The organism is Mucilaginibacter sp. P2_A4 (genome assembly GCF_056405015.1).
Window position 1 is genome coordinate 212,306 of the sequence record NZ_JBFUCX010000010.1, and the last position, 25,654, is coordinate 237,959.

18 protein-coding genes are annotated in these 25,654 nt (G+C 40.8%); 12 read left to right on the plus strand and 6 right to left on the minus strand.

All coding sequences use genetic code 11. From position 1 onward, the window contains the following. Nucleotides 1-109: 109 nt before the first annotated feature. The 3 genes from AC1DYB_RS19095 to AC1DYB_RS19105 all read right to left on the minus strand — a co-directional run bounded on the left by AC1DYB_RS19095 (nt 110) and on the right by AC1DYB_RS19105 (nt 4,603). On the minus strand, nt 110-2,047 hold the full coding sequence (locus AC1DYB_RS19095; protein ID WP_477437114.1) for an outer membrane beta-barrel protein: 1,938 nt from the start codon (nt 2,045-2,047) through the stop codon (nt 110-112). A 73-nt stretch (nt 2,048-2,120) separates the two neighbouring features. After that, a complete protein-coding gene (locus tag AC1DYB_RS19100) occupies nt 2,121-4,004 on the minus strand; it encodes an InlB B-repeat-containing protein (RefSeq protein ID WP_477437116.1) in 1,884 nt (627 codons plus the stop codon). A gap of 125 nt (nt 4,005-4,129) precedes the next feature. Beyond that, the gene (locus AC1DYB_RS19105) at nt 4,130-4,603 is read right to left on the minus strand and encodes a helix-turn-helix domain-containing protein (RefSeq protein WP_366086712.1); all 474 of its coding nucleotides are present in this window, start codon (nt 4,601-4,603) and stop codon (nt 4,130-4,132) included. Between the two features lie 817 nt (nt 4,604-5,420). On the opposite strand from AC1DYB_RS19105, the gene AC1DYB_RS19110 reads away from it, so the two are divergent. The 5 genes from AC1DYB_RS19110 (at nt 5,421) to AC1DYB_RS19130 (ending at nt 12,395) form a co-directional block, all read left to right on the plus strand. Next, nucleotides 5,421-6,230, plus strand: coding sequence for a hypothetical protein (locus tag AC1DYB_RS19110; RefSeq protein ID WP_477437118.1), 810 nt, complete (start codon nt 5,421-5,423; stop codon nt 6,228-6,230). Nucleotides 6,231-6,281: 51 nt separating this feature from the next. Continuing rightward, complete coding sequence (locus tag AC1DYB_RS19115; protein WP_477437120.1) at nt 6,282-8,588, plus strand: Rv1355c family protein; 2,307 nt, start codon at nt 6,282-6,284, stop codon at nt 8,586-8,588. A 79-nt stretch (nt 8,589-8,667) separates the two neighbouring features. Continuing rightward, entirely contained in the window at nt 8,668-10,815 is a 2,148-nt protein-coding gene (locus AC1DYB_RS19120) for a sensor histidine kinase (protein WP_477437122.1), read from the plus strand. 96 nt (nt 10,816-10,911) lie between these two features. Further along, on the plus strand, nt 10,912-11,997 hold the full coding sequence (locus AC1DYB_RS19125; protein WP_477437124.1) for a hybrid sensor histidine kinase/response regulator: 1,086 nt from the start codon (nt 10,912-10,914) through the stop codon (nt 11,995-11,997). Between the two features lie 5 nt (nt 11,998-12,002). After that, nucleotides 12,003-12,395 carry a response regulator gene (locus tag AC1DYB_RS19130; protein ID WP_295712583.1) on the plus strand — a complete coding sequence of 131 codons (393 nt, stop codon included), beginning with the start codon at nt 12,003-12,005 and terminating at the stop codon, nt 12,393-12,395. 24 nt (nt 12,396-12,419) lie between these two features. Here AC1DYB_RS19130 and AC1DYB_RS19135 read toward each other — a convergent pair whose 3' ends face one another. Beyond that, nucleotides 12,420-12,887 carry a response regulator gene (locus tag AC1DYB_RS19135; protein ID WP_295712580.1) on the minus strand — a complete coding sequence of 156 codons (468 nt, stop codon included), beginning with the start codon at nt 12,885-12,887 and terminating at the stop codon, nt 12,420-12,422. Between the two features lie 381 nt (nt 12,888-13,268). Here AC1DYB_RS19135 and AC1DYB_RS19140 point away from each other — a divergent pair, with 381 nt between their 5' ends. The 7 genes from AC1DYB_RS19140 (at nt 13,269) to porN (ending at nt 20,850) form a co-directional block, all read left to right on the plus strand. Continuing rightward, nucleotides 13,269-13,979: a hypothetical protein gene (locus tag AC1DYB_RS19140; RefSeq protein ID WP_477437126.1), complete on the plus strand. Its 711-nt coding sequence runs from the start codon at nt 13,269-13,271 to the stop codon at nt 13,977-13,979. 148 nt (nt 13,980-14,127) lie between these two features. Next, a complete protein-coding gene (locus tag AC1DYB_RS19145) occupies nt 14,128-15,108 on the plus strand; it encodes a DUF4271 domain-containing protein (RefSeq protein ID WP_295712574.1) in 981 nt (326 codons plus the stop codon). Between the two features lie 12 nt (nt 15,109-15,120). Next, nucleotides 15,121-15,885 carry a uroporphyrinogen-III synthase gene (locus AC1DYB_RS19150; protein WP_477437247.1) on the plus strand — a complete coding sequence of 255 codons (765 nt, stop codon included), beginning with the start codon at nt 15,121-15,123 and terminating at the stop codon, nt 15,883-15,885. Nucleotides 15,886-16,137: 252 nt separating this feature from the next. Further along, nucleotides 16,138-17,445 carry a T9SS ring complex lipoprotein PorK/GldK gene (porK, locus tag AC1DYB_RS19155; RefSeq protein ID WP_295712571.1) on the plus strand — a complete coding sequence of 436 codons (1,308 nt, stop codon included), beginning with the start codon at nt 16,138-16,140 and terminating at the stop codon, nt 17,443-17,445. Between the two features lie 47 nt (nt 17,446-17,492). Next, the gene (porL, locus tag AC1DYB_RS19160; RefSeq protein ID WP_477398819.1) at nt 17,493-18,317 is read left to right on the plus strand and encodes a type IX secretion system motor protein PorL/GldL; all 825 of its coding nucleotides are present in this window, start codon (nt 17,493-17,495) and stop codon (nt 18,315-18,317) included. Nucleotides 18,318-18,345: 28 nt separating this feature from the next. Further along, nucleotides 18,346-19,860, plus strand: a complete 1,515-nt coding sequence (gene porM / locus AC1DYB_RS19165; RefSeq protein WP_295712566.1) for a type IX secretion system motor protein PorM/GldM — start codon at nt 18,346-18,348, stop codon at nt 19,858-19,860. A 6-nt stretch (nt 19,861-19,866) separates the two neighbouring features. Then, nucleotides 19,867-20,850, plus strand: coding sequence for a type IX secretion system ring subunit PorN/GldN (gene porN, locus AC1DYB_RS19170; RefSeq protein ID WP_295712563.1), 984 nt, complete (start codon nt 19,867-19,869; stop codon nt 20,848-20,850). Nucleotides 20,851-21,420: 570 nt separating this feature from the next. Here porN and uvrC read toward each other — a convergent pair. Together uvrC and AC1DYB_RS19180 are read right to left on the minus strand one after the other, a co-directional pair. Further along, complete coding sequence (gene uvrC, locus AC1DYB_RS19175) at nt 21,421-23,229, minus strand: excinuclease ABC subunit UvrC (RefSeq protein ID WP_477437128.1); 1,809 nt, start codon at nt 23,227-23,229, stop codon at nt 21,421-21,423. A gap of 171 nt (nt 23,230-23,400) precedes the next feature. Beyond that, nucleotides 23,401-25,653: a transglycosylase domain-containing protein gene (locus tag AC1DYB_RS19180; RefSeq protein ID WP_477437130.1), complete on the minus strand. Its 2,253-nt coding sequence runs from the start codon at nt 25,651-25,653 to the stop codon at nt 23,401-23,403. Nucleotide 25,654 lies beyond the last annotated feature (1 nt).

Consider the following 25,654-nt stretch of genomic DNA (forward strand, 5'->3'; position numbering starts at 1 on the left):
CCGCAATGTGAAATTGGTTTTGGCCTCCATCATTTAAAAAGCTAAGGGGGGTAAAATGAAAAAGGCGAGATCTCTCCCGCCTTTTCCTTTACACTTGAATTAAAATTTACTACTTAACGGGGATAATATCTATTATAACGGTGCGGTTATAAAAACGCTCTTCCACAAAATTATTTTCGAAAGGGGCTTTGCTCAAATCTTCGCCAAAGCCTATTGTTTCAAACTTAACATTGGTTTTACCTGCTTTAGCTAAAGCAAGTTCTAAAGTATGCTGAACATCATGTGCACGCTCTGTTGATAATTTCATGTTATGCTCCTCATCGCCAATATTATCAGTATGGCCGTGGATAATCACTGTTGATCCATCGGTAATTGAAGCTGATACAACATCCGTTAAAAACTTATCATAAGATGCAATAGAGTTTGATCTGTCAAAATCATACAGGATACTATAGCGCAATCCTTTGCTAACTGTTTCGTCCTGGCGTATCAGGTGCACGGTGCTTTCTTTTCTGATGGGCAAGCCTTTCCTGGTTTCGCCGGTCATTACAACTTTATAATCTCCATCGGGATTGTTACCTAAGATAGTGGCTCCTGATATACTTTCCTGGTCGTTTATAAATGGTCCAAAATGTTGAGCTGTTCCTTTTTCATCAGTAATATCAACCGACCATGATTTAAGCAGTTGCTTGGCACTATCGATATTAAAAATTACATGGCTATCAAGAGGATCGGCCTGTGTTGCGTTTATTTGAACAGGCTTCATCATATCGCCGCCTACTTCTGTTAATAATTCTGGCGAACTACTTGAAATATCTACCCTGCGATCGCCGGCACGCAGCAATACAAGCTCTTTTGTACCACCCGGTTGTTCAGATGGGATAAGTGGCCTGGTACGGCCTGCAATAGCGATCCTTGATGCATCAATTGCAAATTCAGTAACCAGGTATTGTTTTACTGCTTCTGCCAGTGCTTTACCTTCGCCCGGGCCTTTAGCAGCGGCACCGGTAAGTAAGATAGTAGCACCCGGGTTTGATCTTAATCTATCGCCCAAAATGTTAAGTATATTATGGTAAACACTCAACTGCCTTGCAGAGCGACCTGTCATGTTATCAGATTGCTCGTTTTGTAACTGGTCTTCCCTGAAAGTTGCCGACGCATCTTTTGAAAGCGTTATATACCTGCCCGGAATTTGGTTTGATCCTTCATCAAAAAATACAGAATTACGTAATGGCAAGGCTTCGCTTACCTGGCGTTTTGCCGGCACTGCTTTTGGCGCGGTTACGTTAAATACAAAATCATGCATTGGTACGGGTGTGGTGGTTACCTCTTTAGGGGCAACCTTCGATGCCTTACCAAATTTAAGCGCTATACCTGCGCGCACTGTAGTAACCGACCAGCTTTCAATACTACGTGGCTCCTGCCCAAAGTATGGGTGAAAAGAAACAAATGGCGATATACTAACCTTGGTAGTGCTGCTTGCTGATGATACCATAATATCATAACCAGCGCCAACCTGACCCGAAACAAGCGTTTTGCGCATGGCGCTTAGCTCGCCATTGGTATTAGGTTGTTTAAGCTGCGTATATTCAAAATCCTTATTTATATTGAAAGCAACCCTTGGGCCGGCAAAAAAGTACAGGCCGGTTGAGGGTACTGTTAAACGTAAACTTGGCTCAATAGCAATGTAGCTGGTACTGGTTTCTAAGGTAGCGGGGCAATTACAAGGGGCCTCCACATCTTTAAACTTACCGCCGCGGCCATCATAGGCTATATTTAATGAAACGCCCCAAATACCCGCCGGGCGATATTCAGTAAGTATGGATGCATAAGGGCGCACATCATGGCCTTTATGGAAAGCAGTGGGGGCAATTAGTGAATTATTTAACCTTTGGGTTGTGCCATCATTAAAGTTAAAATTTGCTGCGCCAGATACACCAAACCACCAGGTTGGTATTGTAGTTTGCGCTTTAACCGTTGTGCCGGCCATGATGATCATCAAACAACAGATGATGACTTTTTGAAATATTTTATTGATTGGTAACATAAGATGTTTCTTTAATATTTTAGGTGATACACGGTAGTAAAATCCCCCGAAGGGGATGTAATACGATTTGTGCTTATTGAGGTACGTTAACAGTTGTGTTTACCATGGTAACAGAAGCTACCAACGAAATTGCCCGGCCATTTAATACCGTTTGTACCGCGTTGCCGGCTGTAGAGAAGGTGATGCCTGCAGATGATATGATAGTACCGGTCATGATACCGCCGCCTGCGCCGTTAATTACGGCCGAGCTTCCTACATACCAATAAACATTTTTAGCAAGAGCGCCATTTTTCAATACCACATTCCTTGCTCCGGCTGGTCCGGCGGTGCCTACTGTAAGGCCGGCAGCTGTTTGGAAAATCCATACTGCGTTAGGGTCGCCTTTGGCGTCAAGGGTCAAATCGCCATTGGTTACTTTAAATGTACCGCTTGCCGCTTTATAAACGCCGGCGGCTAAAGTTAATCCACCTAATTCACCTGCACCCGGGTCAATACCACCTGGCTTAGAAGCCGGAGAAATGCTGTTATAGGCAATGGTTGCATCAAGCAGTCCCTGCGAAGCAACTGCAAAAGAGGTAGCAGTGCCGGGAGCCGGAGGGGCTGTAAATATTCCACCGGTTACATTACCCTTATTAAGCGGTGTTTCTGTATAAATATCGGCAGTTAAGCCATCATGAAACCCTGTAACTAAGGTTGATGCAGCGGTTGTACCAATGCTTCCGTTATTAATTACGGTGTTTAAGCCCTGGTTGGTTACACCTGCATTGCCACCAAAGGCGCCAAATTTTGCGGCATTACCCAAAATAGGAGGTATTATAACTACGTTAAGCGTAAAGTTTGCGGTAACACGCTTATTTCCATTCATGGTAATGGTTAGCGGGTTGTTGGTGCCCGTTGCATCGCCACTCCATGATGTAAATGTATAACCAGGATTTGCAGTTGCTGTTGCACTTGCAGATGAACCTGCACTGTACGCGCCAGACCCTGTTGTTGTGCCACCAGCTGCCGGACTTGAAGACAATATTAATGCAAATTGCGATGCAGGTATTGCTTTAAAGTTGGCTACTAATTTGCGGTTGGCAGCCAAAGTAAACTGGTAGCTTGAACTTGTAGATGCTATATTGCCATTATCAGTCCAGTTAACAAAAGTATAACCGGCGTTAGGATCGGCGGTTACAGTTACTTTGGTGCCAGCGTTATAAGCTCCGGAACCATCTGTTGAGCCGCCTGCAATAGGGCTTGATAAAAGTACCACTGCAAATTGTGATACAGGTATAACCTTAAAGTTGGCCACTAATGCTTTGTTACCGGCCATGGTAAACTGATAACTTGAGCTTGTTGAAACAATAACTCCATTATCTGTCCAGTTAGTAAATGTATAACCAGTGTTAGGTGTTGCTGTTACGGTTACTACAGATGCCTGTGCAAACGTTCCTGCACCGTCAGTTACACCGCCCAGGGTAGGAGTTGATGTTAATGTTACCTGCGGAATGGTTGTAAAGGTCCATGAATAATCGCTCACCATGGCAGTGCGTAAGGTATCAGTTACTGCAGCCGTAATGGTACCCGTATAGGTTACAAAAGGCAATAATGGCTGGGTTGGTGTAAATGTAAATACAGTACCGTTATTGGCAGTAGTTATAGTTCCTGCTATAGCTGTGGCACCTTGTTTTATAATAAATGTTTTTGCATTGATGGTTGATGGGGCCATACTGGTATTAAAAGTTGCAGATATCGCTTTGTTTAAAACAATGTCTGCAGCCTTATCAGCCGGATCGGTTGAAACAACAACCGGGCATACGCCTTTGATCTCTCCTTTATAATCGTCTTTTTTACAACCGGAGGCTAAAACCGTAATAAGCAATATGAGCGACCAAATGGCCTTAAATGTTTTGGAATAACCGCTGCTTTGACGCATACCGGTGCCATCCATAGGCATAGTAAAAGTTTTTTTCATGAATATGTATTTGAAATATTTATTGTTATTCCCGGGGTCCTATTGGGTCAGATTTCAGGATGGTACAAATGTGGTGCAAGATTGTAGCCCGTATGTTACATAACTTTTTTTATAAATTATATAATTCACACATTTACCAGCGCGGTTTGGTTTTGAAAAGTAAAGTGTTTAAACTGCGAGGGGGTTAAGCCCGTAACTTTTTTGAATTGGGTAGATAAGTGCGCTACGCTGCTGTAGTGCATTTTCCAGGAAATTTCGGTAAGGTTTAGTTCATCCTGCCGTATCAATTGCTTTACAAATTGAATTTTATGAAGGATGATAAACTGTTCTATAGTTATACCCTGCACATCTGAAAATATATTGGCCAGGTAAGTGTAATCAAGGTTTAGTTTATTGCTCAGGTAATCAGAAAAGTTTGTTTTCAGGGGGATTTCTGAATGATGGATCATATCAACTATCACCTGCTTAATTCTTTCAATTAAGATGCTTTTCTTGTTATCTAAAAGCTCCAATCCGTAGTCAAGTAAAGCTATCGCGATTTCTTGAGTTTGCAGTTGTGTAATGCTCCCGGTTATCTGAACCCGACCCAAATCTATCATTGTGCATTTAATTCCAACTTTTGCAAGTTCTGATTCAACAATCCGTTTGCAACGGATGCTAACCATGTTTTTTATAAAGAGGTTCATCGTACCTGCCAGTTGCAAAGCAAGTGCCTGTATGTTTTTTTAGTCAGTAAAAACAAATTCAAATAAAACGCATGTGTGGAGGTTTTAATTTTATATCCTCTGCAAATGCCGTAAAGGCATGTTTAAGCAGTAAAATGCTTTTTAAAGAAACTTAAAAATAACTTTATTAAATTAACTTTTAGTTATTTTAATAAAACCAGGGGTTGTCCATTTAGGCTAATTATGATTACTATAAAGGATTTTTTTAGTCAATTAACGAAAATTTTGCTGCCGCAACCCGGGCCAAAGGCTTCCGGGGCTATTTTAAGAAAAAGTTATACGTGCCCAAATCTGATATATTGCCCTTTGCATCTATAGTAACTACCCGCCAGTAATAGGTTGTATTGGCGTCAACAGTTTGCCCGCTGTGTTGGTTTAAAATTTCAAGGCCTTTTTTGGGATATAGAATGTATAAAGCCTTCTTGTTATTGGGTGCATTTTAACTTAACCGAAAGGGCAGTTATGGACAGGGATAATGTATGAGTTATTATATTTTCCTATTAATTAGTTCGCGATTTTTTTTGCGATGATTGAACCCGATCCCTGTCATTTTGTTAGCTTTTTAGTTAAGGCCTTTAGCTAAAAACGTCAAACCGACCGATAATTTATCTAAATTTGCGCCCGTCAATCCACCCCTAATTAAATGATAATCTTACCAGATTAAATTTATTGATTGTGAAAAAAGCTATTAATGGAGCATAGTGTAACTAAAGAAGTACCGAACGTAAGACTTAGAGCGTTCAGGGCAATTAACGAACCTGAAACTTGCGAACTATTTATTGAAGGGCATACCAATGTGTTAACCAGCATTGGGGTTACAAAAGTAACATCCTCCAAAAATGAATGGACAACTAACCCCGCCGCTTTTGTAATCATTGTGGAATCACTGGATGGCAAAAAGGTTTATGGTGGCGCCCGGGTTCATGTTGCCGGCGGATCGCAGCTATTACCTATTGAACAGGCTACCGGGGCAATGGACTCAAGGGTGTTTGCACTGGTTAATGATTTTGCACAATATGGTACCGGCGAGATATGTGGTTTGTGGAACTCGCAGGAACTTTCTGGATATGGGATAGGAACCCCGCTATTGATACGCACCGGTATTGCCATTTCATCTCAAATAGGTTTAAAATCGCTTTTTGCATTGTGTGCCCCCTATACCGTAAAGCCGGTAGTTAATTGCGGTATGGAATTGGTAGCAAGCATTGGTAATCAAGGAACCTTTTACTATCCAAAGATTGACCTTGTAGCTACAGCTATGATTTTAAAAGATGTTTCCTCTTTAGAAAAAGCCGGCGAAGAGGATAAACTTTCTATGCTTGCCATGAGATCTCATCCCAATTCGTTAAAGATTGACGAATTAAAGCAAAAGGAAATAACCATACATTTTGAACTGCAGATCCCGCATCTTGACCAATGGAATTTATCGGCAACTATAGCATCAGCCCAAGAAAATTTTTTAAAAGCAAAGGCGGAAAGAAAAGATCCTGAGTTTTACTAAAAGATTAACTATTTTCACTTCACTTCGTATAGAGGTTCATAATCTTAACCAATGGATAATAATATATCAGATTTTCTGGCAAGTTTTAAAGAAACAAAAAACGTTCATGAACCAATCATACTCAGATTGGATAATGAGGCGGATAAAGCAACCTTTCAAAAACTATTTGAAGATTCAAAAATAACGTTCGTTTGTGATGAAATTTATGGTCAGTTGCAGGAACTCATTAAGTGTTATAATCCATCAATTAAAATTAAGCAGGATGAATATCCGCAACTTATTGAGCAGCACTTAGCCGGGAAAGATATCCGGGAATACGGCGTATGGGTTTATTATCCATGGAACCAGCGTTTGGTGCACTTGCTCGATAAGGAAGAGTTTACGGAGGTGCGTACAAACAGAAATCAATATAAGATAACTAAGGCCGAACGGAATATATTAAGCACCAAGAGGATTGGAATTATTGGTCTTTCTGTGGGGCAGTCCATTGCCTTAACTTTAGCCATGGAGCGTGGATTTGGTGAGTTACGCCTTGCCGATTTTGATGAATTGGAACTGAGCAATTTAAACCGTATTAGGGCCGGGGTGCATAACCTGGGTATTCCTAAAGTGGTGATTACAGCCCGTGAGATTGCTGAAATAGATCCCTTTTTGAATGTGACCTGCTTTTTTGAGGGTTTGACAGAGGAGAATATGGACGATTTTTTCCTGAAAGATGGAAAGCTTGATCTGTTGGTGGATGAATGCGACGGGCTTGATATGAAAATAATATCGCGTTTTAAAGCCAGGGAACTTCAAATACCGGTGGTAATGGATACCAGCGATCGTGGGATGCTGGATGTGGAACGGTTTGACCTGGAACCACTAAGGCCAATACTTCACGGAACGGTTGAGGATGTAGATACCACCACTATAAAAGGCTTAACTAATGAAGAAAAAATACCCATTGTATTGCAAATGCTGGGTATCGAAAACGTTTCGTTACGTATAAAAGCATCGATGATAGAGGTAGAGCAAACAATTAATACATGGCCTCAGCTGGCCAGTTCTGTTGTGTTGGGTGGTGCTGTAGGCGCCGATGTATGCCGGCGGATCCTGCTTGATCAGTTTCATGATTCGGGAAGATATTATGTTGACCTGGACGAAATTATTGCAGATAAAATACCTGAACCCTTTATTTCACAAGTACCGGCTAATCCGTTTTCGCCGCTAAAGGAAAATGACCTGCGGTTATTGGTGCAGGACTATAAGCCTGAGGCTAAAGCAGACACCATAAATGTTGATAATGATTTGATCCGGGAGTTGGTTAAGGCTGCCTGTGCCGCACCATCAACCGGGAACGACCAACCATGGAAATGGTTGTATCAGCAGGAAACGCTGTTTCTTTATCATGATGAATACCGTTCTTTTTCTTTCGGGGATTTTCAAAAAACTGCCTCATTTATTTCTTTTGGCGCGGCCTATGAAAACCTGTACATCCATGCGCTTACTAAAGGAATAGAAGCTTTTTATGAGTTTTTGCCGGTACCGAATGAAAGATTAGTAGCTGCAATCCGGTTCAAAAAAGCCGATAGTAAGGTAAATCAGGAATTGATTAACCTTGACGCCGTTATTTTTAAACGCCATACCAACAGAAACCCATCGCCAAAAACAGAACTTGCTCCAAATGTTTTTGAACAGCTGTCGGCTATTACGGAATCTATCCCCGGGGCTGCTTTTCAGTATTTTACTGATGAAGATGTCATAAAAGAACTGGGAGATATTATTGGCGCCTGCGATAGGGCCCGTCTTTTAAATCCTGCCGGTCATAATGATTTTATCAATCACGAAATGCGATGGACATCCGAAGAAGCCCTGACCAAAAAAGATGGGATTGATGTAAAAACGCTGGGTTTCACAAACTCGCAACTGGCAGCCTTAAGCATCATCAGAAATGAGAAAGTGATCAGCACCATCAACAAGCTTGAAGGTGGTTACGGTTTTGATTCGCTTTCCAAAAAGATTGTAAAAACAGCATCCGCACTGTGCATGATCACTTTGCCCGAATATAATTTAAAGAACTTTTTTGAAGGTGGGCGTGCAATGGAACGTTTTTGGCTGGAGGCTACCAACCTTAACCTGGCAGTGCACCCGGTTATATCTCCTTTTTATTTATTTTCAAGAATATTACACGGTAACGGCGAAGGGTTAAGCCCTAAAACAATTAAGGAACTTACAGGCTTAAGAAAAAGGTTTGATGAGATTGCTCAATTGGGTAATAACCGTGCCGAGGTGTTTTTTACAAAAATAGCTGTAGCCGAAGAACCTGTTTTAAAGGCCTATAGATTGCCGCTAAACCAGGTATTAGTTTTGGATTAGTATTACATTAGTTTTTTAGTATTAAATACAAACCTGCATAAACCAATAGCGCGATTGTGTAAGTCACGTACCTGTTAATATGAAAAAAATTTATTTAAGCCTTTTATTCCTTCAAATACTTTGTTTAACAAAAGGGTTTGCCCAAAAGGCGATTCTTTTTAAGGGTGATAATATAGTTATTGGTCAAAACGTGGCTGTTTTGGAAGATGCTACTAAACGGCTTGATATACAATCTGTACGTACGGCCACCGGGTTTGTACAGTCACATACCCAGGTACCTAACCTGCAGTTGAGTAATTCGGCTTTTTGGCTGCGGTTTACAATTAAAAATGAAAGCCCCGAAAGTGATCTTATTCTTAATCTTGAATATCCCACATTAGATTTATGCCAATTTTATTATCCTGTTAATGGTGTTTTTGAAAAAGAGACGCTGAGCGATACTAATCCCTTTTTAAAAAGGAAGTATAAGCACCAGGATTTTCTTTTCGATATCAAACTTCCCAAAGATAGTACGGCCACTTTTTATCTTAAGGTGGAGAGTGGCGAGCAGATGGTTTTGCCCATAGTAATTGGTACACCACAAAAAATAGCCGAATCAAAACTTGTTCATGATTTGCTTTGGGGAGGGCTTATAGGCACATTATTGGTGATGATGCTTTACAATTGCTTTGTATTTATCTCAACCAGGGATATCAGTTATTTATATTACGTTTCCTATACGTTGTTAATAGGGCTTACTCAAACCTCACTATCAGGTTATACTTACCGGTTTATTTTTGCCAATTCTCCATACTTGTTCAGTATAGGCATTATTTTATTCCCGGCTATGGCGGGTATCTCCCTCTTATTGTTTGCCGAATCGTTTTTAGGCATCAAGAAAAGGCTGCCTGTTATGAGCCGTGTGCTTAAATCAATAATCATATTATATGCTACAACTATTGTGGTGAGGCTGCTGGGTTATGCCCATGTTAGCTACCGGTTGATTGATATTTGCGCGTTGTGCTTAACGGTTAGTGTATATATAGTAATCATTAAACTTTCTATTGATGGATACAGGCCGGCAAGGTTTTTTTTGTTAGCCTGGACATTATTTTTAACCGGCATCATCTTATTTGTACTGCGTAATTTGGGTGTATTGCCTTATAATAATTTTACAAACTATACCATGCAGGCAGGTACGGCCTTTGAAGTTACCCTGCTTTCGCTGGCACTCGCCGATAAAATAAACATTTTCAAAGCAGAGAAAGAAAAATCGCAGGAAGAAACGGTAATAGCCTTAAAAGAAAATGAACGGATTGTTAGGGAGCAAAACGTGCTATTGGAAACAAAGGTAAACGAGCGTACCGTTGCGTTAAGTGCATCAAACCAGGAGCTGAACAAAACGCTTGAAGATTTAAAACAGGCGCAATCGCAATTGGTGGAGTCGGAGAAAATGGCTTCATTGGGTCAGCTGACTGCAGGCATAGCGCATGAAATTAATAACCCCATAAACTTTGTCACTTCAAACATTAAGCCTTTAAAACGGGATATAGGTTTAATATTTGATGCCCTGGCCGTTATTGAAAATGTTGGGGTATCCAACTTGTCAGTAGCCGAAAAGGAGAAACAGATCAGGGAATATAAGGAGGAGTTGGATTTTGATTACCTCACCGTTGAAATTAACCATTTGATAAGAGGGATTAATGAAGGGGCCAGCAGAACAGCTGAAATTGTTAAAGGACTGAAAATTTTCTCACGCCTGGATGAAGATGGATTAAAGAGCGCGAATATTAACGAGGGTTTAGAATCAACTATGGTTATTGCAAACAATTTGCTTAAAAAAATAGTAGTAACTAAAGCTTATGGTGATTTACCTTCTATAGAATGTTACCCCGGTAAGCTGAACCAGGTGTTTTTAAATATTATCTCAAATGCCATTTACGCGGTGCAGAAGCGTTTTGGTGATGCGGAGGGTGGTATAATAGTTATCACAACAACCCACGATAAGGATAATATAATAATAGCGATAAAGGATAATGGAATTGGTATGGAGCCTGAAACCCAAAAAAAGGTGTTTGAACCATTTTTTACAACAAAAGAAGTAGGAGAAGGGACAGGCCTGGGAATGTCTATTGCATATAATACCGTTAAAAAGCACAACGGGAAAATATTCGTGAACAGTAAACCGGGCGATGGAACCGAATTAATTTTGCAAATACCAATAATATTTAATTTAAAGTCAACATAATTTTAAATAAATATGTATAAAGGATTGGTAATGTATGATATAACCTATTTTTAGGTTGCATCACATTACAATTGTTGCCACCTAATACCTAAGAAAATGTCAGAGAAAATAAAAGTGCTATATGTTGACGATGAGCAGGAAAACCTGGTAGGTTTTAAAGCATCGTTAAGGCTTGAATATCAGATTTTTACCGCTGTAAATATACCACAGGCATTAAATTATCTAAGTAACCACCCGGATATTAAAGTTGTTTTTTGCGACCAGCGGATGCCAGGTAAGAGCGGGGTTGAGTTTTTTGAAGAAATCCGAATCAGTTACCCTTTACCTGTACGTATTTTATTAACCGCCTATACAGATATTGAATCCATAATTGATGCCATTAATAAGGGTAATATATTTAGATATGTAAAAAAGCCATGGCTCGAAGCCGATATCATTTCGGCTATTGAAGAAGCCAATAAGTTTTATATGGCCAATTCAATGTTATTAATTAAAAATGATGAATTGCAAAAGGCATATAATGAACTTAATAAGTTTGCTTATAGCGTAAGTCACGATATCAGGGGGCCTATATCCGGAATTTTGGGTGCCATTAATTTAGCACGCGAAATTGATGATGTAGAGGAGATGAAAGAGATGCTGTTCCTGATGGAGAAGTCATTAAAAAAATTGGATACTTACATCATAAGTATGCATGATTATTATAGCTTACAAAGGGGCGAGCTAAAAATAAAAGAGATTGATTTTAACGAAATTATTGATGAAATGAAGGCCATATATATGGTGCTTTCAAAAATAAATAATGTAGAGTTTAAAATAACGGTTAACCAGGACGAGGTTTTTAGAAACGATAGGGTGCCGGTAAAACTTATCCTGAACAACCTTTTATCAAATGCGTTTAAGTACCAGGATAAAAGCAAAAAAGATAAATCAGTAGAAATAATTGTTGATGTGCATAAAAACGTAGCAACAATTCTTATAAAGGATACCGGTATTGGTATTTTAGGAAACCATATCGGCGAGATATTTAACCTTTTTTACCGGGCAAACTCCCAGGAGGTTGGGTCGGGTTTTGGGTTATATAATGTAAAAAGTGCATTGTTGAAATTAAACGGTCAGATAGAAGTTAACTCTGTGATGCACGAAGGAACAACTTTTAAAGTAACCATCCCTTCAATATAATTAATATGGATTTGGCATTCATTGTTATTGACGAAAGCGAGCTTGATTGTTTCATTGCGCGAAAGGTTATACAGCAGGTGGATGAGAATTTAATTGTTTATGTTTTTCAGAGCGCGCAACATGGATTGGATAGCATCCGTGAAAACCGTATAAGCGGAGGTTTCACGACAATAATTTTGCTTGATTTACAAATGCCGGTGATGGATGGCTTTCAGTTTGTGGAAGAATTTGAAAAGCTTCCCGCTGAAATCAGAAATAAATATAAAATATGCGTATTGTCATGTACCCGGAATGCCAGTGATATTTCCCGGATAATGGCACATAAAACTGTTGTTAGTTTGATAGAGAAACCTCTTTATAAAGCAGATTTACAGGCGTTAATTACCCGGTTAGCGTAGTGTTTTCAATAGAAATAACGGAGGTTACGAAAGTAGTTTCTGCCTTAGCAAAAACTCCAATTGTTCATTAGAGTCTGCCAGTTTTTCATTCATTATTTTTAATTGAACGTGTTCAAGGTATTTTTCATAGGCCCTGTTTATTGTCTGGTCCAATTCCTCTTCGTTCCATGGTTTATCGAGGTAATGAAATATTTTACCTTTATTAACAGCATCAACCACCGCACTCATATCTGCATAGCCTGTTAGCAGAATCCTCATCGGATCAGGAAATTTCTCTAATATTATCTCAAAGAATTCAACACCGGTCATCTCCGGCATCCGCTGATCACTAAGTATAACATGAACTTGTTTTGTTGATAAAACAGTTAAAGCATCTTTAGCGCTAATTGCAGTTAGTACCTCATATTTCATTCGGAAGGTAGCTTTAAACGAAAAAAGATTGTTTTCTTCATCGTCTACATAAAGTACCGTGATTTTATTATTTGCTGCCATGTTAATGTAATTTACAATACATCATATTTGCCTGTGTAAAGATACTGAAATCTATACAATCAACTATGATAGGGCTTGCCTGATAGGTTCGGCATAAAAAAATGCCGTTTTAAAACTTTAGTTTTGAGTTAGGTTTGCTGGCTTATAACCGCAAAACTAACTCAGAAATATCAATGCATTTTAGTTTTAATTTCTCTGTACCCAATGATACAAAAGTATGGATAAGTTGGTTACTTTATGTTTTGAATTTTGGGCACATATTCGTTAGTACAAAAAAATTAGTGATAAATTTATTGATCAATAACAGTTGCTAAAAATATGATCTGGATAAAATGCCTCCCAGGTTTTGCCTTTCCTTTATTTATATCCACCATTAAAAGTATGAACCTTAAACCAGCGTCATTGTTTGTTTCCCTTGTCTTGCTTTCAATTGCTGCGCATGCTCAGCAGGCCAACAGGGTAGTGCAGTTTAATATTGATCCCTTGTTAAACGCCCGTCCGGTAACCACCATTACAAACGGCAAATTAACGAGCTGGACGAAAGGCATCGACGGTAATGGCGATGGTGACGGCTATCTCACCATGTCGGCATCCATATTTCATGGTGATAAAAGTTCACATGCTTTGCCTGATGATCCGCTTATTGCTGCTACCAGTATGCATCCGCCAATTTTGTTGCACTATGATAATAAGGATAGTGTTAATTACCAGGCACGCTATGTTGCAGGCGAGGGGGAATTTGGTTTTAAAATACCCGGTAAAAAGTACAGTGACATTTATTTATGCTTCACCAGTGCCGAAGGTCCGTCAGTATTGGAGGTTGAATTAAGCTATTGGGATGGCATCGAGATCAAGGTTTTTAAGATCCCCGATTATTATAACGACATTGCTGCAGGTGATCCTAACCAGGGTTACCTATTGCATGATCTGGCCAAATGGGGTAAAAACGATGTAATGACAGAAAATAACCATCATAATATAGATGTATTAAACATTCACCCCGATCCTAAAAGGGTATTGAATTATATTGGGATTAAAAAAGCGAAGGGCGGTTTCCTTGTTTTTTGGGCGGCTGCAGGAGTAGTAAATTAAACGGTTATGGGGCTTGAGCTAATTTTAATTAAATATGCCTGCTATCCTATGCTGAATTTTTGATAGCCTAATCTTTAATCTGTTGGCATTATAAAACAATCAATTATTACTGTAATTTTGCAGCGAATTTAAAGGATTGATTTTTTAGATGCGATTTTTTGCTGGCTGCTTTCTGTTGATTTTATGGAGTTTTTCTGCAGCATTCGCTCAGCAGGATACTACCGCGGCAAGTGCCGAAGCACCCGCATACAGGCATATCAGGGCTGGCGGTAATTCCCTCCTTGATTCTGTTGCCAATGCTATGCAGAACCGTAAGCTTTTTGTGGCCGATTCTATTAACATGCGTTATATCCGCATCCCCGATTCAAGTACCCGCAGTGAATTTACCGATAGCTTATTTGCACACGCTTTGTATAAAGGGTATGGCTTTTTGGATAGCCATTTACAAAATAAGGGCAGGGTAAAAGATGGTATTCCCCGCACATCACGTGATCCCTGGATTATCGCATTAATTATAGGCATGCTATTGTATACAGCTATACTCAACATCACCCTGAATAATGATGTGGGTTTTGTACTGCATTCGTTTTTTAGTAAGCGGGTACTTTCGCAGGCAGGTAAAGAAGATGCCCTGGTAAGTTCATGGGCTTTTTTGGGCCTCTTTTTATTGTTCTGTTCAACTTTTAGCTTGTTTTTATACCAGTTGGCAGCATACAAAGGGGTGTATTACCGGGTAAGTGGCAGCAGGCTTTTTGTGTTACTTACTATCATCGTAATCGCTTTATTTGCCTTGAAATTTATCGTATTAAAGTTCCTTGGCTTTGTGTTTGATATGAACCGCCTGGTGAGCGAGTACCTGAATATATTACACCTCACTTATTTTAATATAGCATTTGTCTTTTTACCGGTAGTAATATGCTTTAGTTTGCTTGGTGTACAGTATATACCTGTATTACTGAGTGTTACACTCGTTGTTATCATAGTGATTTTTATATGGCAATACCTCAGAAGTAGCGTAAATATAATTTCTACTTTCAGATTTCATAAGTTTTATTTATTTACGTATCTTTGTGCCCTCGAAATTTGCCCTATTTTAATCTTAATAAAGGCATTGGAAATTAAAATTTAGGTAGTTAAAATAATTGACTTGGAAGATAGAAAAAAAAAGGTTAAAAGTATATTAGTTACTTTATCAAAGCCTGAGAATGACAAAAATCCGTATGCTGAGTTGGCTAAGAAGCTAAACCTGAAAATTGATTTCAGATCATTTATTCATGTTGAAGGTGTGCCTGCTAAGGATTTCAGAAAAGAAAAGATTAATCTGGCTGATTTTACCGCCGTTATTTTTACCAGCCGCAATTCTGCTGATCATTTTTTCCGTATTTGCGAAGAAATGCGTTTTGAAGTGCCTGTTGAGATGAAGTATTTCTGTCTTTCGGAAACTATTGCGCTTTACCTGCAAAAATATATTCAATACCGTAAGCGCAAAATATTCTTTGGCAAACAAACCGCCGCTGATTTGGCCGAGGTGTTGAAAAAACATGCCGCTGAAAAATTTCTTTATCCATGCTCAGATGTAGCGGCCGAAGAAACGCAACGATTCTTGCTCGAAAATGGGTATAACTTTACACCGGCTGTGCTTTTCCGCACCGTTTGCAGCGATCTTTCTGATTTGGCAGAGGTGTTTTATGATGTTATTGCCTTCTTTAGTCCATCAAGTATACAATCTCTGTACAAAAACTTTCCCGATTTTAAACAAAATAATACACGCATAGCTGCTTTTGGAGCAACAACCCATAAAGCAGTGCTTGAGGCTGGTTTGATCCTGGATATTCCGGCCCCAACCCCGGCTGCTCCATCCATGACAATGGCCATTGAGCAGTATTGCAAGCAAGTAAATAAATAAAAAAAGAAATTTATTTAACTCAATTGCAACTTTTATTGGAATAATAGCGTAGTAATGACAACTAATTTTACAGTATTGTAGTTAGTTGTTTTATTGTTTTTTACAAAATTATATCTTAGTGAAACAATGCCAACGGCATTTAATGGGCATTTTATTGCTTAAATTAAATGTTTTTTGGAGCGGTAACGCAAATTTGATATATTCGGGGGTCTCATAATGTTATATTTTTATAACTGATTTTTGATTTTTAAAATGAAGCAGATATACTTTTTAATAGTTGTTTTGGCTGGTGGATTATTAAGCGGTTGCGGCGGCGGCGGCGACAGGGGGGAATTAACCGGCGTACCACAAAGGTCATTTAAGGCCGAGGTGCCTTACGGCATGGTTTATATTCCAGGTGGTTCATTTATGATGGGGCAAACCGATCAGGACGTTACTTTTGGGCAAATAGCTCAGCCAAAACAGGTTACAGAAGCTCCGTTTTTTATGGATCAGACCGAGATCACTAACAGTGAATACAAGAAATTTGTATTCTGGGTACGTGATTCAATCGCCATCACCAACTATGTAAACGATAATAAATATTACCTGCAAATAAAAGGCGCAGCCAACACCAGCGGTAAAAAATATATCAATTGGGCTTATGTAAAAAAGAATCCCATCTGGAACAATAAAAAAGGAGCGGCAAGTAACAAGTCAAAACTTCAGGGTATGTATTACCAGAATGAAGACCGCGTGTTTGATCGTGATGAGCTTGATGTACGTATCCTGAAATATAATTACGCGCTAATGGTTCTGCGCGATGCCGCCAACCACAGGAACGATCCTAAATCAAGACGTTCTGATTTCATTTTGCGCGATACCGTAAATGTTTATCCGGATACTTTGGTTTGGCTTAGCGATTTTTCATACGCTGCCAACGAGCCAATGGTTGAGGGATATTTTTCGCATCCGGCTTTTCGTAACTACCCGGTAGTTGGCGTAACCTGGAGGCAGGCGCGCGCTTTTACCGTATGGCGTACACGTTATAACGAAGCTTATAAAGATCAGAGGCACTTACCCCACCGTGCCGATTACAGATTGCCTACCGAAGCGGAGTTTGAATATGCAGCCCGCGGTGGCCGTATAGGCAATGATTACCCATGGGGTGGCCCTTATATAAAAAATGCTAAAGGATGTTTACTGGCCAACTTTAAACCGGGCCGCGGTAACTATACAGATGATGGTGGTGCCTATACAGTAAATGTTCGCTCATACTTCCCTAATGATTTTGGCTTGTACAATATGGCCGGTAACGTGGCAGAATGGACATCATCAGCCTTTGATGAGTCGGCCTCAACATTTGTGCATGACCTGGCCCCAACATTTGCCGTAGAAGCAAAATCTACTGATCCCGAAGTGCTTAAACGTAAAGTAGTGCGCGGTGGATCATGGAAAGATATCGGTTACTTTTTGCAAAATGCAACCCGTACCTACGAATACCAGGATACAGCAAAATCATATATCGGTTTCCGCTGTGTAACAAGCTACCTGGGCCGGGATATCAAAGACAAACGATAAACTAAACAATTTAAACTAAACTTCAAACAAAGTTATTTCTGATTATTATGGCAGGAGCTGGAAAGAAAAAACCATTCGGAATAGGAAACATTATTTCAATTGGTGCAACGGTAGTTATCATCGGTTTGTTATTTAAAATACAACACTGGAAATTCGCGTCAGAATTCATTACCGCAGGTTTAGGTACCGAGGCTGTGCTTTTCTTTATACTGGGTTTACAGCGCGAGGATAAAGAGGTTGACTGGGTACGTGTTTACCCCGAACTTAGTGAAAGCTTTGAGGGCGAATTGCCGAAATCATCATCACGCCCGGCAGTTATTGGTGCAGGATCAAGCAGTACGGCTGCATTGGATAAAATGCTTGATGATGCCAAGATAGGCCCCGAGCTGGTTCGTAGCTTAGGCGACGGATTAAGAACATTTGGTGATAAAGTAGCCGCTATATCAAGGGTTACCGATGCAGGCGAAGCTACCATTGCTTTTACTTCTAAAATAAAAGCTGCTACTGCAAGTTATGATAACTTAAGTGTATCATTTGATAAGGCATCAGCAAATTTATCTGAGCTTGCCAATTCAAATGTTGACGCAAAAGCCTACCATGAACAAATTAACAAGCTTGCTAAAAACTTAGGTTCATTAAACGCGGTTTATGAACTGGAGTTACAGGATTCAAGCGCGCATTTAAAATCAATGAACAAGTTTTACCAAAACCTGTCATTAACCATGAACAACTTTAACGAATCATTGGATGATTCAAAACAGTTTAAAGATGAGGTTGGCCGTTTAGCTAAAAACCTTGGTGCATTAAATGCTATCTATGGTAATATGCTTACAGCTATGAACCACAGCCACGTGTTAACTAATAATAAATAGATTTTTTACAAGCTAAGATTTATAATACATGGCCGGAGGTAAGGAAACCCCAAGACAGCGGATGATAGGTATTTTATACCTGGTGCTTTTAGGCTTAATTGCCCTGAACGTGCCCGAAAATCTGCTGGATGCTTTTAAAAATATTACGAGGAGTTTAGATGCGTCAACAAAAAATGTTGACAACAGCCTGCAAGCTACTTACGGTGCCATTGCAACCAAAGTAAAAGCTCAGCCCGATAAAGCTAAGTACCTGGCTGCAGCTAATGAGGCAAAAAAGGTGACTGATGATCTGGGCAGCTACATCGAAGAATTAAAAAGAACCTTGATAAAGGAAGGCGGAGGCATTAATCCTGAGATTGATGATGTTAGTGCAAGGGAAAATTTAGATATATCATCAGAAGTGATGATTAACGGTAAAAGAGCCGATGTTTTAAAAGAAAAGATTGAAGCAACAAAGGCTAAATTATTACAGTTGCTGGGTAAGGATGGCGCAGGTGTTAATTTTTCATTGAACGCTGATGCTCCGCCGAAGCGCCCGGGAATTCAATCAAAAACCTGGCAAAATGCCTACTTTGGCGAAGGTATCCCATTGGGAGCTACCTTAACCACACTGGCAAAAATAGAGGCTGATAACAAGAATGCCGAGAACGAAGTTGTTAAAAAATTATATAGTAAAATAGACCAGGCAGAGGTGACGCTTAATGCATTTAAAGCGGTAGCGGTTGCGCCAAGCAGTTATGTTTTAGCAGGCCAGCAATACAAAGCGGATATTTATTTAACTGCTTATGATTCACATTCAAACCCTACTATTACTATTGGCGGTTCGTCTGTGCCAACAAAAGATGGTGTAGGTACCTACACGGTTACAGCAAGCGGCGAAGGCCTGCACACAGTAACCGGGTCATTATCGGTAAAGTCTGTTGACGGCGGCGCGCCTAAAACATACCAGATAAATACTACTTACATGGTTGCAAAACCATCTGCAGTAGTATCGCCCGATAAAATGAACGTATTATATATAGGCGTACCCAACCCGGTATCAGTATCGGCGCCAGGTGTACCCACAGCAAGTTTAGGAGTAAACATGAGCGGTGGTTCTATAAGCGGTTCAGCGGGGCATTATACCGCTTCTGTAAGCGCTATAGGCAAAGCGCACATTACTGTTACCGGCGAAAAAGGGATGGTATTAGGTGCAACAGAGTTTCGTATTAAACGTATCCCTGATCCTAAACCACAGTTTGCCGGTAAAAGCGGCGGCAATACCAGCTCGGCCAATATTCGTGCCCAGGACAGGTTGTTTGCCCAGTTAGATGGGTTTGATTTTGATGCTAAATTTAATGTAACGCATTTTACGCTGTTGGTTGTAAAGCCACGCCAGGATGCCATTATATATTCAGGAAGTGGTGCAGAACTTACAGGTGCTATGCGTTCGGCATTAAACACCGTAACGCCCGGAACTACTGTTATATTTAAGGATATTGTTGCAGTAGGTCCAGACAGGTCACCACGGTCACTTGATCCAATTGTATTATCCGCAAATTAAACGCGTATGAAAAAGAGAATTTTGGTAGTTGTACTTTGTTTAGCCTGTGTTGCTTCTTACGGGCAAACAAAAAAGCGCGCTAAACGCGCTCCGGCAAAAAAAACAGCCGGTACTACACAACAACAGGTAAAACCACAGCAAAACAGCGTAGTAAGCCAGGCTGGAGCACCCGTTGATACAACTCACAAAAAGCCAATGAAGCCTTTTGAAAGGCCACTTGACGGGTATTTTAAAAAGAACAATATTTTAAACGCCAGGGTAACGCCTTACCCTAACCTTCGCGAAAGTGATGTTGCCTTTGCAAAAAGGGTATGGCGCGAAATTGATGTTCGTGATAAAATGAATACTTACCTGGCATCACCAAAACGCCGCTTGATTGATGTTTTGCTGGATGCGATAGCTGCAGGTGAATTAACAGCGTATGATCCAACACCTGGTAAAAAGGATGATGTGAACGGCGATAGCTTTAGCACGCCTTTAACAAGTGCCCAGGCCCGCGGTCGTTTATCATCAGATAGCAGCGTGGTTGAAAAACGGGATAAGGATAACAACGTAATTTCATCAACAATGGTGGCCGGTGAATTTAACCCGGATAGTGTTTTAAAGTTCCGCATTAAGGAAGATTGGGTGTTTGACAAGCAACGCTCTATATTTGAACCACGCATTATTGGTATCGCTCCGCTTATTAAGCCAAAAGGATTAGGTGTTGCTGGTGATGCGGTTGATTATCAGCCCGCTTTCTGGATCTACTTCCCCGAAGCACGCCCAATATTAGCTACTAAAGAGGTGGTAAGCCGAAGCAACGACGGATCTGGTTTAAGTTTTGATGATGTTTTCATGAAAAGAATATTTGCCAGTTACATTGTTAAACAAAGCAACGATAAAGACGAACGTATTAAAGATTATGCCCAAGGTATAGATAAGCTTTACGAATCTGAAAAGGTCAAGAAAACGCTTATGGATTGGGAACTTAACCTTTGGCAATACTAAAGGAAATCAAAAGTTAAAATTCAAAGGTCAAAACTGTTATGGTTTTGACCTTTTTTGCGTTTAAGGGTACCTGTGACGTATGAAGATCCGTCACTGTGGGAATAAATAACGGAACTCTGAAGAACGAAATGACGTTTAAAAAAGGTTTGTCCTGCTGAGCCTGTCGAAGCATGTGGGCAAAGGCCTCTGCGCGCGACCCTTCGACAGGCTCAGGGTGACAGGCCGTTTTAGAATCTACTACATAAAGTAAACTTTTTGTCATCCTGAACGATAGTGAAGGATCTACTCTCCAGCGTGCGTCGTCGCCCTGTACAGTCGGCGAATAGATCCTTCGTTCCTCAGGATGACAAACCTTTTAAAACGTCATTTCTCCTTCAGAGTTTCGCGAAATTTTACAACTCAGGATGACAAGCTTTTCAAACGACATTCTCCTCTCAGTGTCCCCGGGATAGTAAAACTCGCGATAACGCGTTTTTATTAAAGTATGTGCATTCAAAAAAACAGCCATCCCTTGACTTGTCGAAGCGACACGCCACTCGCATTGATCAATTTTATAGAAAGAATGACTTCTTAATTTTGACTTTGATCAAAATACCCCCGTATTGCTTTTGCCTGTTTTAAATTCACTACTTCCAACAGTAACTCTTCATTGGCTTCGCGAATCTTCTTTACCGATTTAAAGTATTTAAGCAGCTTTTCGGCAGTTGTTTTGCCAATGCCTTCTATCAGCTCAAGTTCGGTAGCCAGTGTGCCCTTATCCCGTATTTTACGGTGAAAAGTGATACCGAACCGGTGTGCCTCATCGCGCAGGTGCTGAATCACTTTCAACGTTTCCGATTTTTTATCCAGGTACATTGGGTACTGGTCATTGGGATAGTATAACTCTTCCAGGCGTTTGGCAATGCCTATTACCGTTACCTGCTTATCAATACCCAATAGTTTTAAACTATGCATGGCTGATGATAGCTGACCTTTACCACCATCAATAACGATGAGCTGCGGTAGTTCGGTACCTTCATCAAGCATGCGACGGTAGCGGCGGTGTACGGCTTCCTCCATGGTGGCAAAATCATTGGGGCCTTCTACCGTTTTAACATGGAAATGGCGGTAATCCTTTTTAAATGGCTTGCCGTCCCTGAACACCACGATAGCGGATACAGGATATTTACCCTGGAAGTTGGAGTTATCAAAACACTCTATATGGCGGGGCAGCTGATTCATGCGCAGGTCCTTCATCATCTGCGTAAGCAACCGTTCGGTGCGGATCTCTGGGTTCAGCTTTTCGTACTGATCTATCTTTTCCTTTTTAAAATACTGAACATTTTTTTGCGACAGATCCAGCAATTTCTTTTTTTCGCCCAGTTTAGGTACCGTAAATTTAATGGATGAATCTTCCAGGTCGATATCAAAAGGAACAATTACCTCTTTAGAATCGCTGTTGTAACGGCTCCTGAACTCAACGATGGCCAGTGTTAACAATTCTTCGTCACTTTCATCCAATCGTTTTTTAAGTTCGATGGTTTGGGTTTGGATGATGGTGCCGTTCATTACCTTTAAGTAATTCACAAAAGCCAGTTTCTCTTCGGATGCGATATTGAACACATCCACATCAGTAATAGATGAATTTACAATGGTTGATTTGCTTTGGTAGTTCTCCAGCAAATCAAACTTACGTTTAAGGCGGTGAGCCAACTCGTAATTGTACTCGGCAACAGCGGCCTCCATTTCGCCTTTAAGACGGCGTAATATGGCGCCTATCTTGCCATTCAGGATATCGGTTATCTCCCCGATGCTGTTATCATAATCATCCTCTGTCTGGTAGTTTTGGCAGGGACCTTTGCAGTTGCCCAGCTGGTATTCCAAACAAACCTTAAACTTGCCTTTATCAATATTTTCGCGGGTGAGCGCCAGGTTGCAGGTACGCAGGGGATAGGTTTCTTTGATAAGCCCAAGGATGTTATGCATCATGCTGATAGATGCGTAGGGCCCCAGGTATTTGGATCCATCCTTAACAATACGCCTGGTCCAGAAAATGCGCGGGTAGTTCTCGTTTTTGATAATGATCCAGGGATAAGTTTTATCATCCTTGAGCATTACGTTATAGCGCGGCTGATGCTTCTTGATCATGCTGTTTTCAAGTAGCCAGGCATCAACCTCGGTATCAACAATAGTAAATGTAATGTTGCGGATCTTAGATACTAAAACCCTTGTTTTGGCATTGATGTGCGCATCCTTATTAAAGTATGAGCTCACGCGGTTGCGCAGATCTTTGGCTTTGCCTATGTAGATCAGCTCTTTCTCACTATCCCAATATTGATATACACCGGGTTTATGAGGAATATTCTGTAATGCTGCCTTATAATCAAATTTCTCACTCATAGCTCAAACGTCAATGATTGTTTTGGCCAAATTAGGCGGGATATGTCATTGCGAGCGCAGCGCGGCAATCGCGAATGTTACAATCTGATTTGCACCGTTCGCGATTGCTTCGTACCTCGCAATGACATATCTGGTCGTTTTGAGGACGACGCGGCCGTTTGTTAAATACTCTTAAAAATCCAACTTCTTATCAACCTCATTAGTTCCTTGCTGTTGTTGGGTATACTGGCCGCAATCCAGGATGATGCTCACGCCGGTTTTAGGGGCATCAAAATCAACTGTTTTTTTGATCCCCAGTGCAGCATTGGCGTATACCTTTTTCATGTACAAGGCAAATATCGGCAATGCACTGTTGGCTCCCTCGCCAAGCCTGGTAGACTGGAAGGCGATATCCCTGTCTTCGCAGCCTGTCCATAAGCCGGTAACCAGTTGTGGGGTTATACCAATGAACCAGCCATCAGAGTTGTTTTGGGTGGTGCCGGTTTTACCGCCTATAGGGTTGCGCAGGCCGTATTTGTAACTCAGTCTTGAGCCCGTACCGTCCTCTATAACGCCTTTCAGCATATAAGTCATTACGTAGGCTGTTTGAGGGTTCATAGCCTGTACCACTTTTGGCGTATGCGTGTACAGCACGTTACCGTTTTTATCTTCGATGCGTAATATATAAGTAGGCTCGGTCCACAAACCATGATTGGCAAATACCGAGTATGCAGCTGTCATTTCAAATACCGAAGCATCAAAAGTACCCAGGCAAATAGAAGGGTAGGGCGGAACCGCGCTGGTGATCCCCATTTTTTTAATCAGCTCTACAACCGGCTCAGGTTTCACTTCGCTCATTACGTGGGCTGTTACCCAGTTTTGCGAGTGTGCCAGGGCCTGGCGCAAAGTAATAAAACCAGGCAGGGTTTCTGATGGTGACGAGCGCGGGCACCATGGTTCACCGTAGCCCCTTATGGTATCCGGTACGTTATTGATCTTCATACAGGGCGAATAGCCGTTATCAATAGCCACCGCGTAGGTAAATGGTTTTGCGGTCGAGCCAACCTGCCTTGTTCCGTTTTTAACCTGATCATACTTAAAGTGCTCAAAGTTGGTGCCTCCAACCCAGGCCTTAACATAGCCGGTTGTAGGATCCATGCTCATGAGGGCGTTCCGCAGCAGCATTTTACAGTAAACGATAGAATCAACAGGCTTCATCAGCGTATCAATATCGCCGTGCCAGGTAAACAGGTTGAGGGTATCTTTAGTGTTAAAGTTAGTTTTAATATCCTCGTCGCTCATGCCCTGCATCTTCAATTGCTTATACCTGTCGCTTTTAAGCATACCCTGGTTAATCAGGAATTTAAAGTTGTGGATGCTTTTGGATAAATTTTGCCCACGCCAGTGATCATTAAATTGCCCCTGTAAGTTGCGCATGTACTCCTGTTGTGCTTCTTCGGCATATTGCTGCATGGTTGCATCAATGGTGGTATATATCTTTAAACCGTCGCGGTCAAGGTCATAAGGAGTGCCGTCAGGGCGGTTTAAGTTTTGTTCTTTAAAGATCTTTTGGATCTCTTTCTTTAATACCGATCTGAAGTATGGAGCTGGTCCATCAAAATGGTTATTCTGGTGGAAATTTAACCCCAAAGGTTTCTTTTTATACTCCTCTACCTGTCCATCGCTTAAAAAACCTTGTTCCTGCATGCGGTTTAGTACCAGGTTACGGCGGTTAATAGCATTCTGGGGGTGCCTTATGGGCGAGTAAATGCCCGGGCCGTTTACCATACCTATTAATAGCGCGGCCTGGTCTGGTGTTAATTTATCGGGTGTGGTATTAAAATAGGTGTGTGCTGCCGATTTGATACCGTAAGTATTATAAGCGCCAAAATCAACCGTGTTTAAATACATGGTCAATATTTCCTGTTTGGTGTAATGGCGCTCCAGCTTAACAGCCGTTATCCACTCCTGTAGTTTTTGGGTGATACGAACAAAAGGATTGTTTGATTTTTCGGTAAATAAATTTTTTGCCAACTGTTGGGTAATGGTGCTCCCACCTTGTTTTTGCCCTACAAGCAGGTGCAGGAAAATAGTAAAGCTGCGGCCAAAATCAATCCCAGAGTGATCATAAAAGCGTTTATCCTCGGTAGCTACCAGCGCGTTAATTACGTTTGGCGAAAGGCCCGCGAAAGTAACGTTAGATCTGTTTTGGATATAATAAGTACCTAAAACCTGCTTATCTGATGATATCACCTCCGATGCCAGGTTGCTTTTTGGGTTCTCCAGATCGCGGAAAGCGGGTAACTGACCAAACACACCAAAAACGGTAAGGGTTATCATAATTACCACAAATACAAAGCCTGCTATTACAGCGCGCCATATGTACCAGTTATATCGTCTTATATCCTGCGAGGCAAGCGCAGGTTTTTTGTTATAGGTTTTCATT

Bases quoted from the DNA above. Each gene is read 5' to 3' on its own strand.
- AC1DYB_RS19120 (WP_477437122.1), top strand. From the start codon at position 8,668: ATGAAAAAAATTTATTTAAGCCTTTTATTCCTTCAAATACTTTGTTTA.
- AC1DYB_RS19110 (WP_477437118.1), top strand. From the start codon at position 5,421: ATGGAGCATAGTGTAACTAAAGAAGTACCGAACGTAAGACTTAGAGCG.
- AC1DYB_RS19105 (WP_366086712.1), bottom strand. From the start codon at position 4,603: ATGATAGATTTGGGTCGGGTTCAGATAACCGGGAGCATTACACAACTG.
- AC1DYB_RS19130 (WP_295712583.1), top strand. From the start codon at position 12,003: ATGGATTTGGCATTCATTGTTATTGACGAAAGCGAGCTTGATTGTTTC.
- porL (WP_477398819.1), top strand. From the start codon at position 17,493: ATGGCAGGAGCTGGAAAGAAAAAACCATTCGGAATAGGAAACATTATT.
- AC1DYB_RS19095 (WP_477437114.1), bottom strand. From the start codon at position 2,047: ATGTTACCAATCAATAAAATATTTCAAAAAGTCATCATCTGTTGTTTG.
- AC1DYB_RS19135 (WP_295712580.1), bottom strand. From the start codon at position 12,887: ATGGCAGCAAATAATAAAATCACGGTACTTTATGTAGACGATGAAGAA.
- AC1DYB_RS19100 (WP_477437116.1), bottom strand. From the start codon at position 4,004: ATGAAAAAAACTTTTACTATGCCTATGGATGGCACCGGTATGCGTCAA.
- porN (WP_295712563.1), top strand. From the start codon at position 19,867: ATGAAAAAGAGAATTTTGGTAGTTGTACTTTGTTTAGCCTGTGTTGCT.
- porK (WP_295712571.1), top strand. From the start codon at position 16,138: ATGAAGCAGATATACTTTTTAATAGTTGTTTTGGCTGGTGGATTATTA.
- AC1DYB_RS19125 (WP_477437124.1), top strand. From the start codon at position 10,912: ATGTCAGAGAAAATAAAAGTGCTATATGTTGACGATGAGCAGGAAAAC.
- uvrC (WP_477437128.1), bottom strand. From the start codon at position 23,229: ATGAGTGAGAAATTTGATTATAAGGCAGCATTACAGAATATTCCTCAT.
- AC1DYB_RS19145 (WP_295712574.1), top strand. From the start codon at position 14,128: ATGCGATTTTTTGCTGGCTGCTTTCTGTTGATTTTATGGAGTTTTTCT.
- AC1DYB_RS19140 (WP_477437126.1), top strand. From the start codon at position 13,269: ATGAACCTTAAACCAGCGTCATTGTTTGTTTCCCTTGTCTTGCTTTCA.
- AC1DYB_RS19115 (WP_477437120.1), top strand. From the start codon at position 6,282: ATGGATAATAATATATCAGATTTTCTGGCAAGTTTTAAAGAAACAAAA.
- porM (WP_295712566.1), top strand. From the start codon at position 18,346: ATGGCCGGAGGTAAGGAAACCCCAAGACAGCGGATGATAGGTATTTTA.
- AC1DYB_RS19180 (WP_477437130.1), bottom strand. From the start codon at position 25,653: ATGAAAACCTATAACAAAAAACCTGCGCTTGCCTCGCAGGATATAAGA.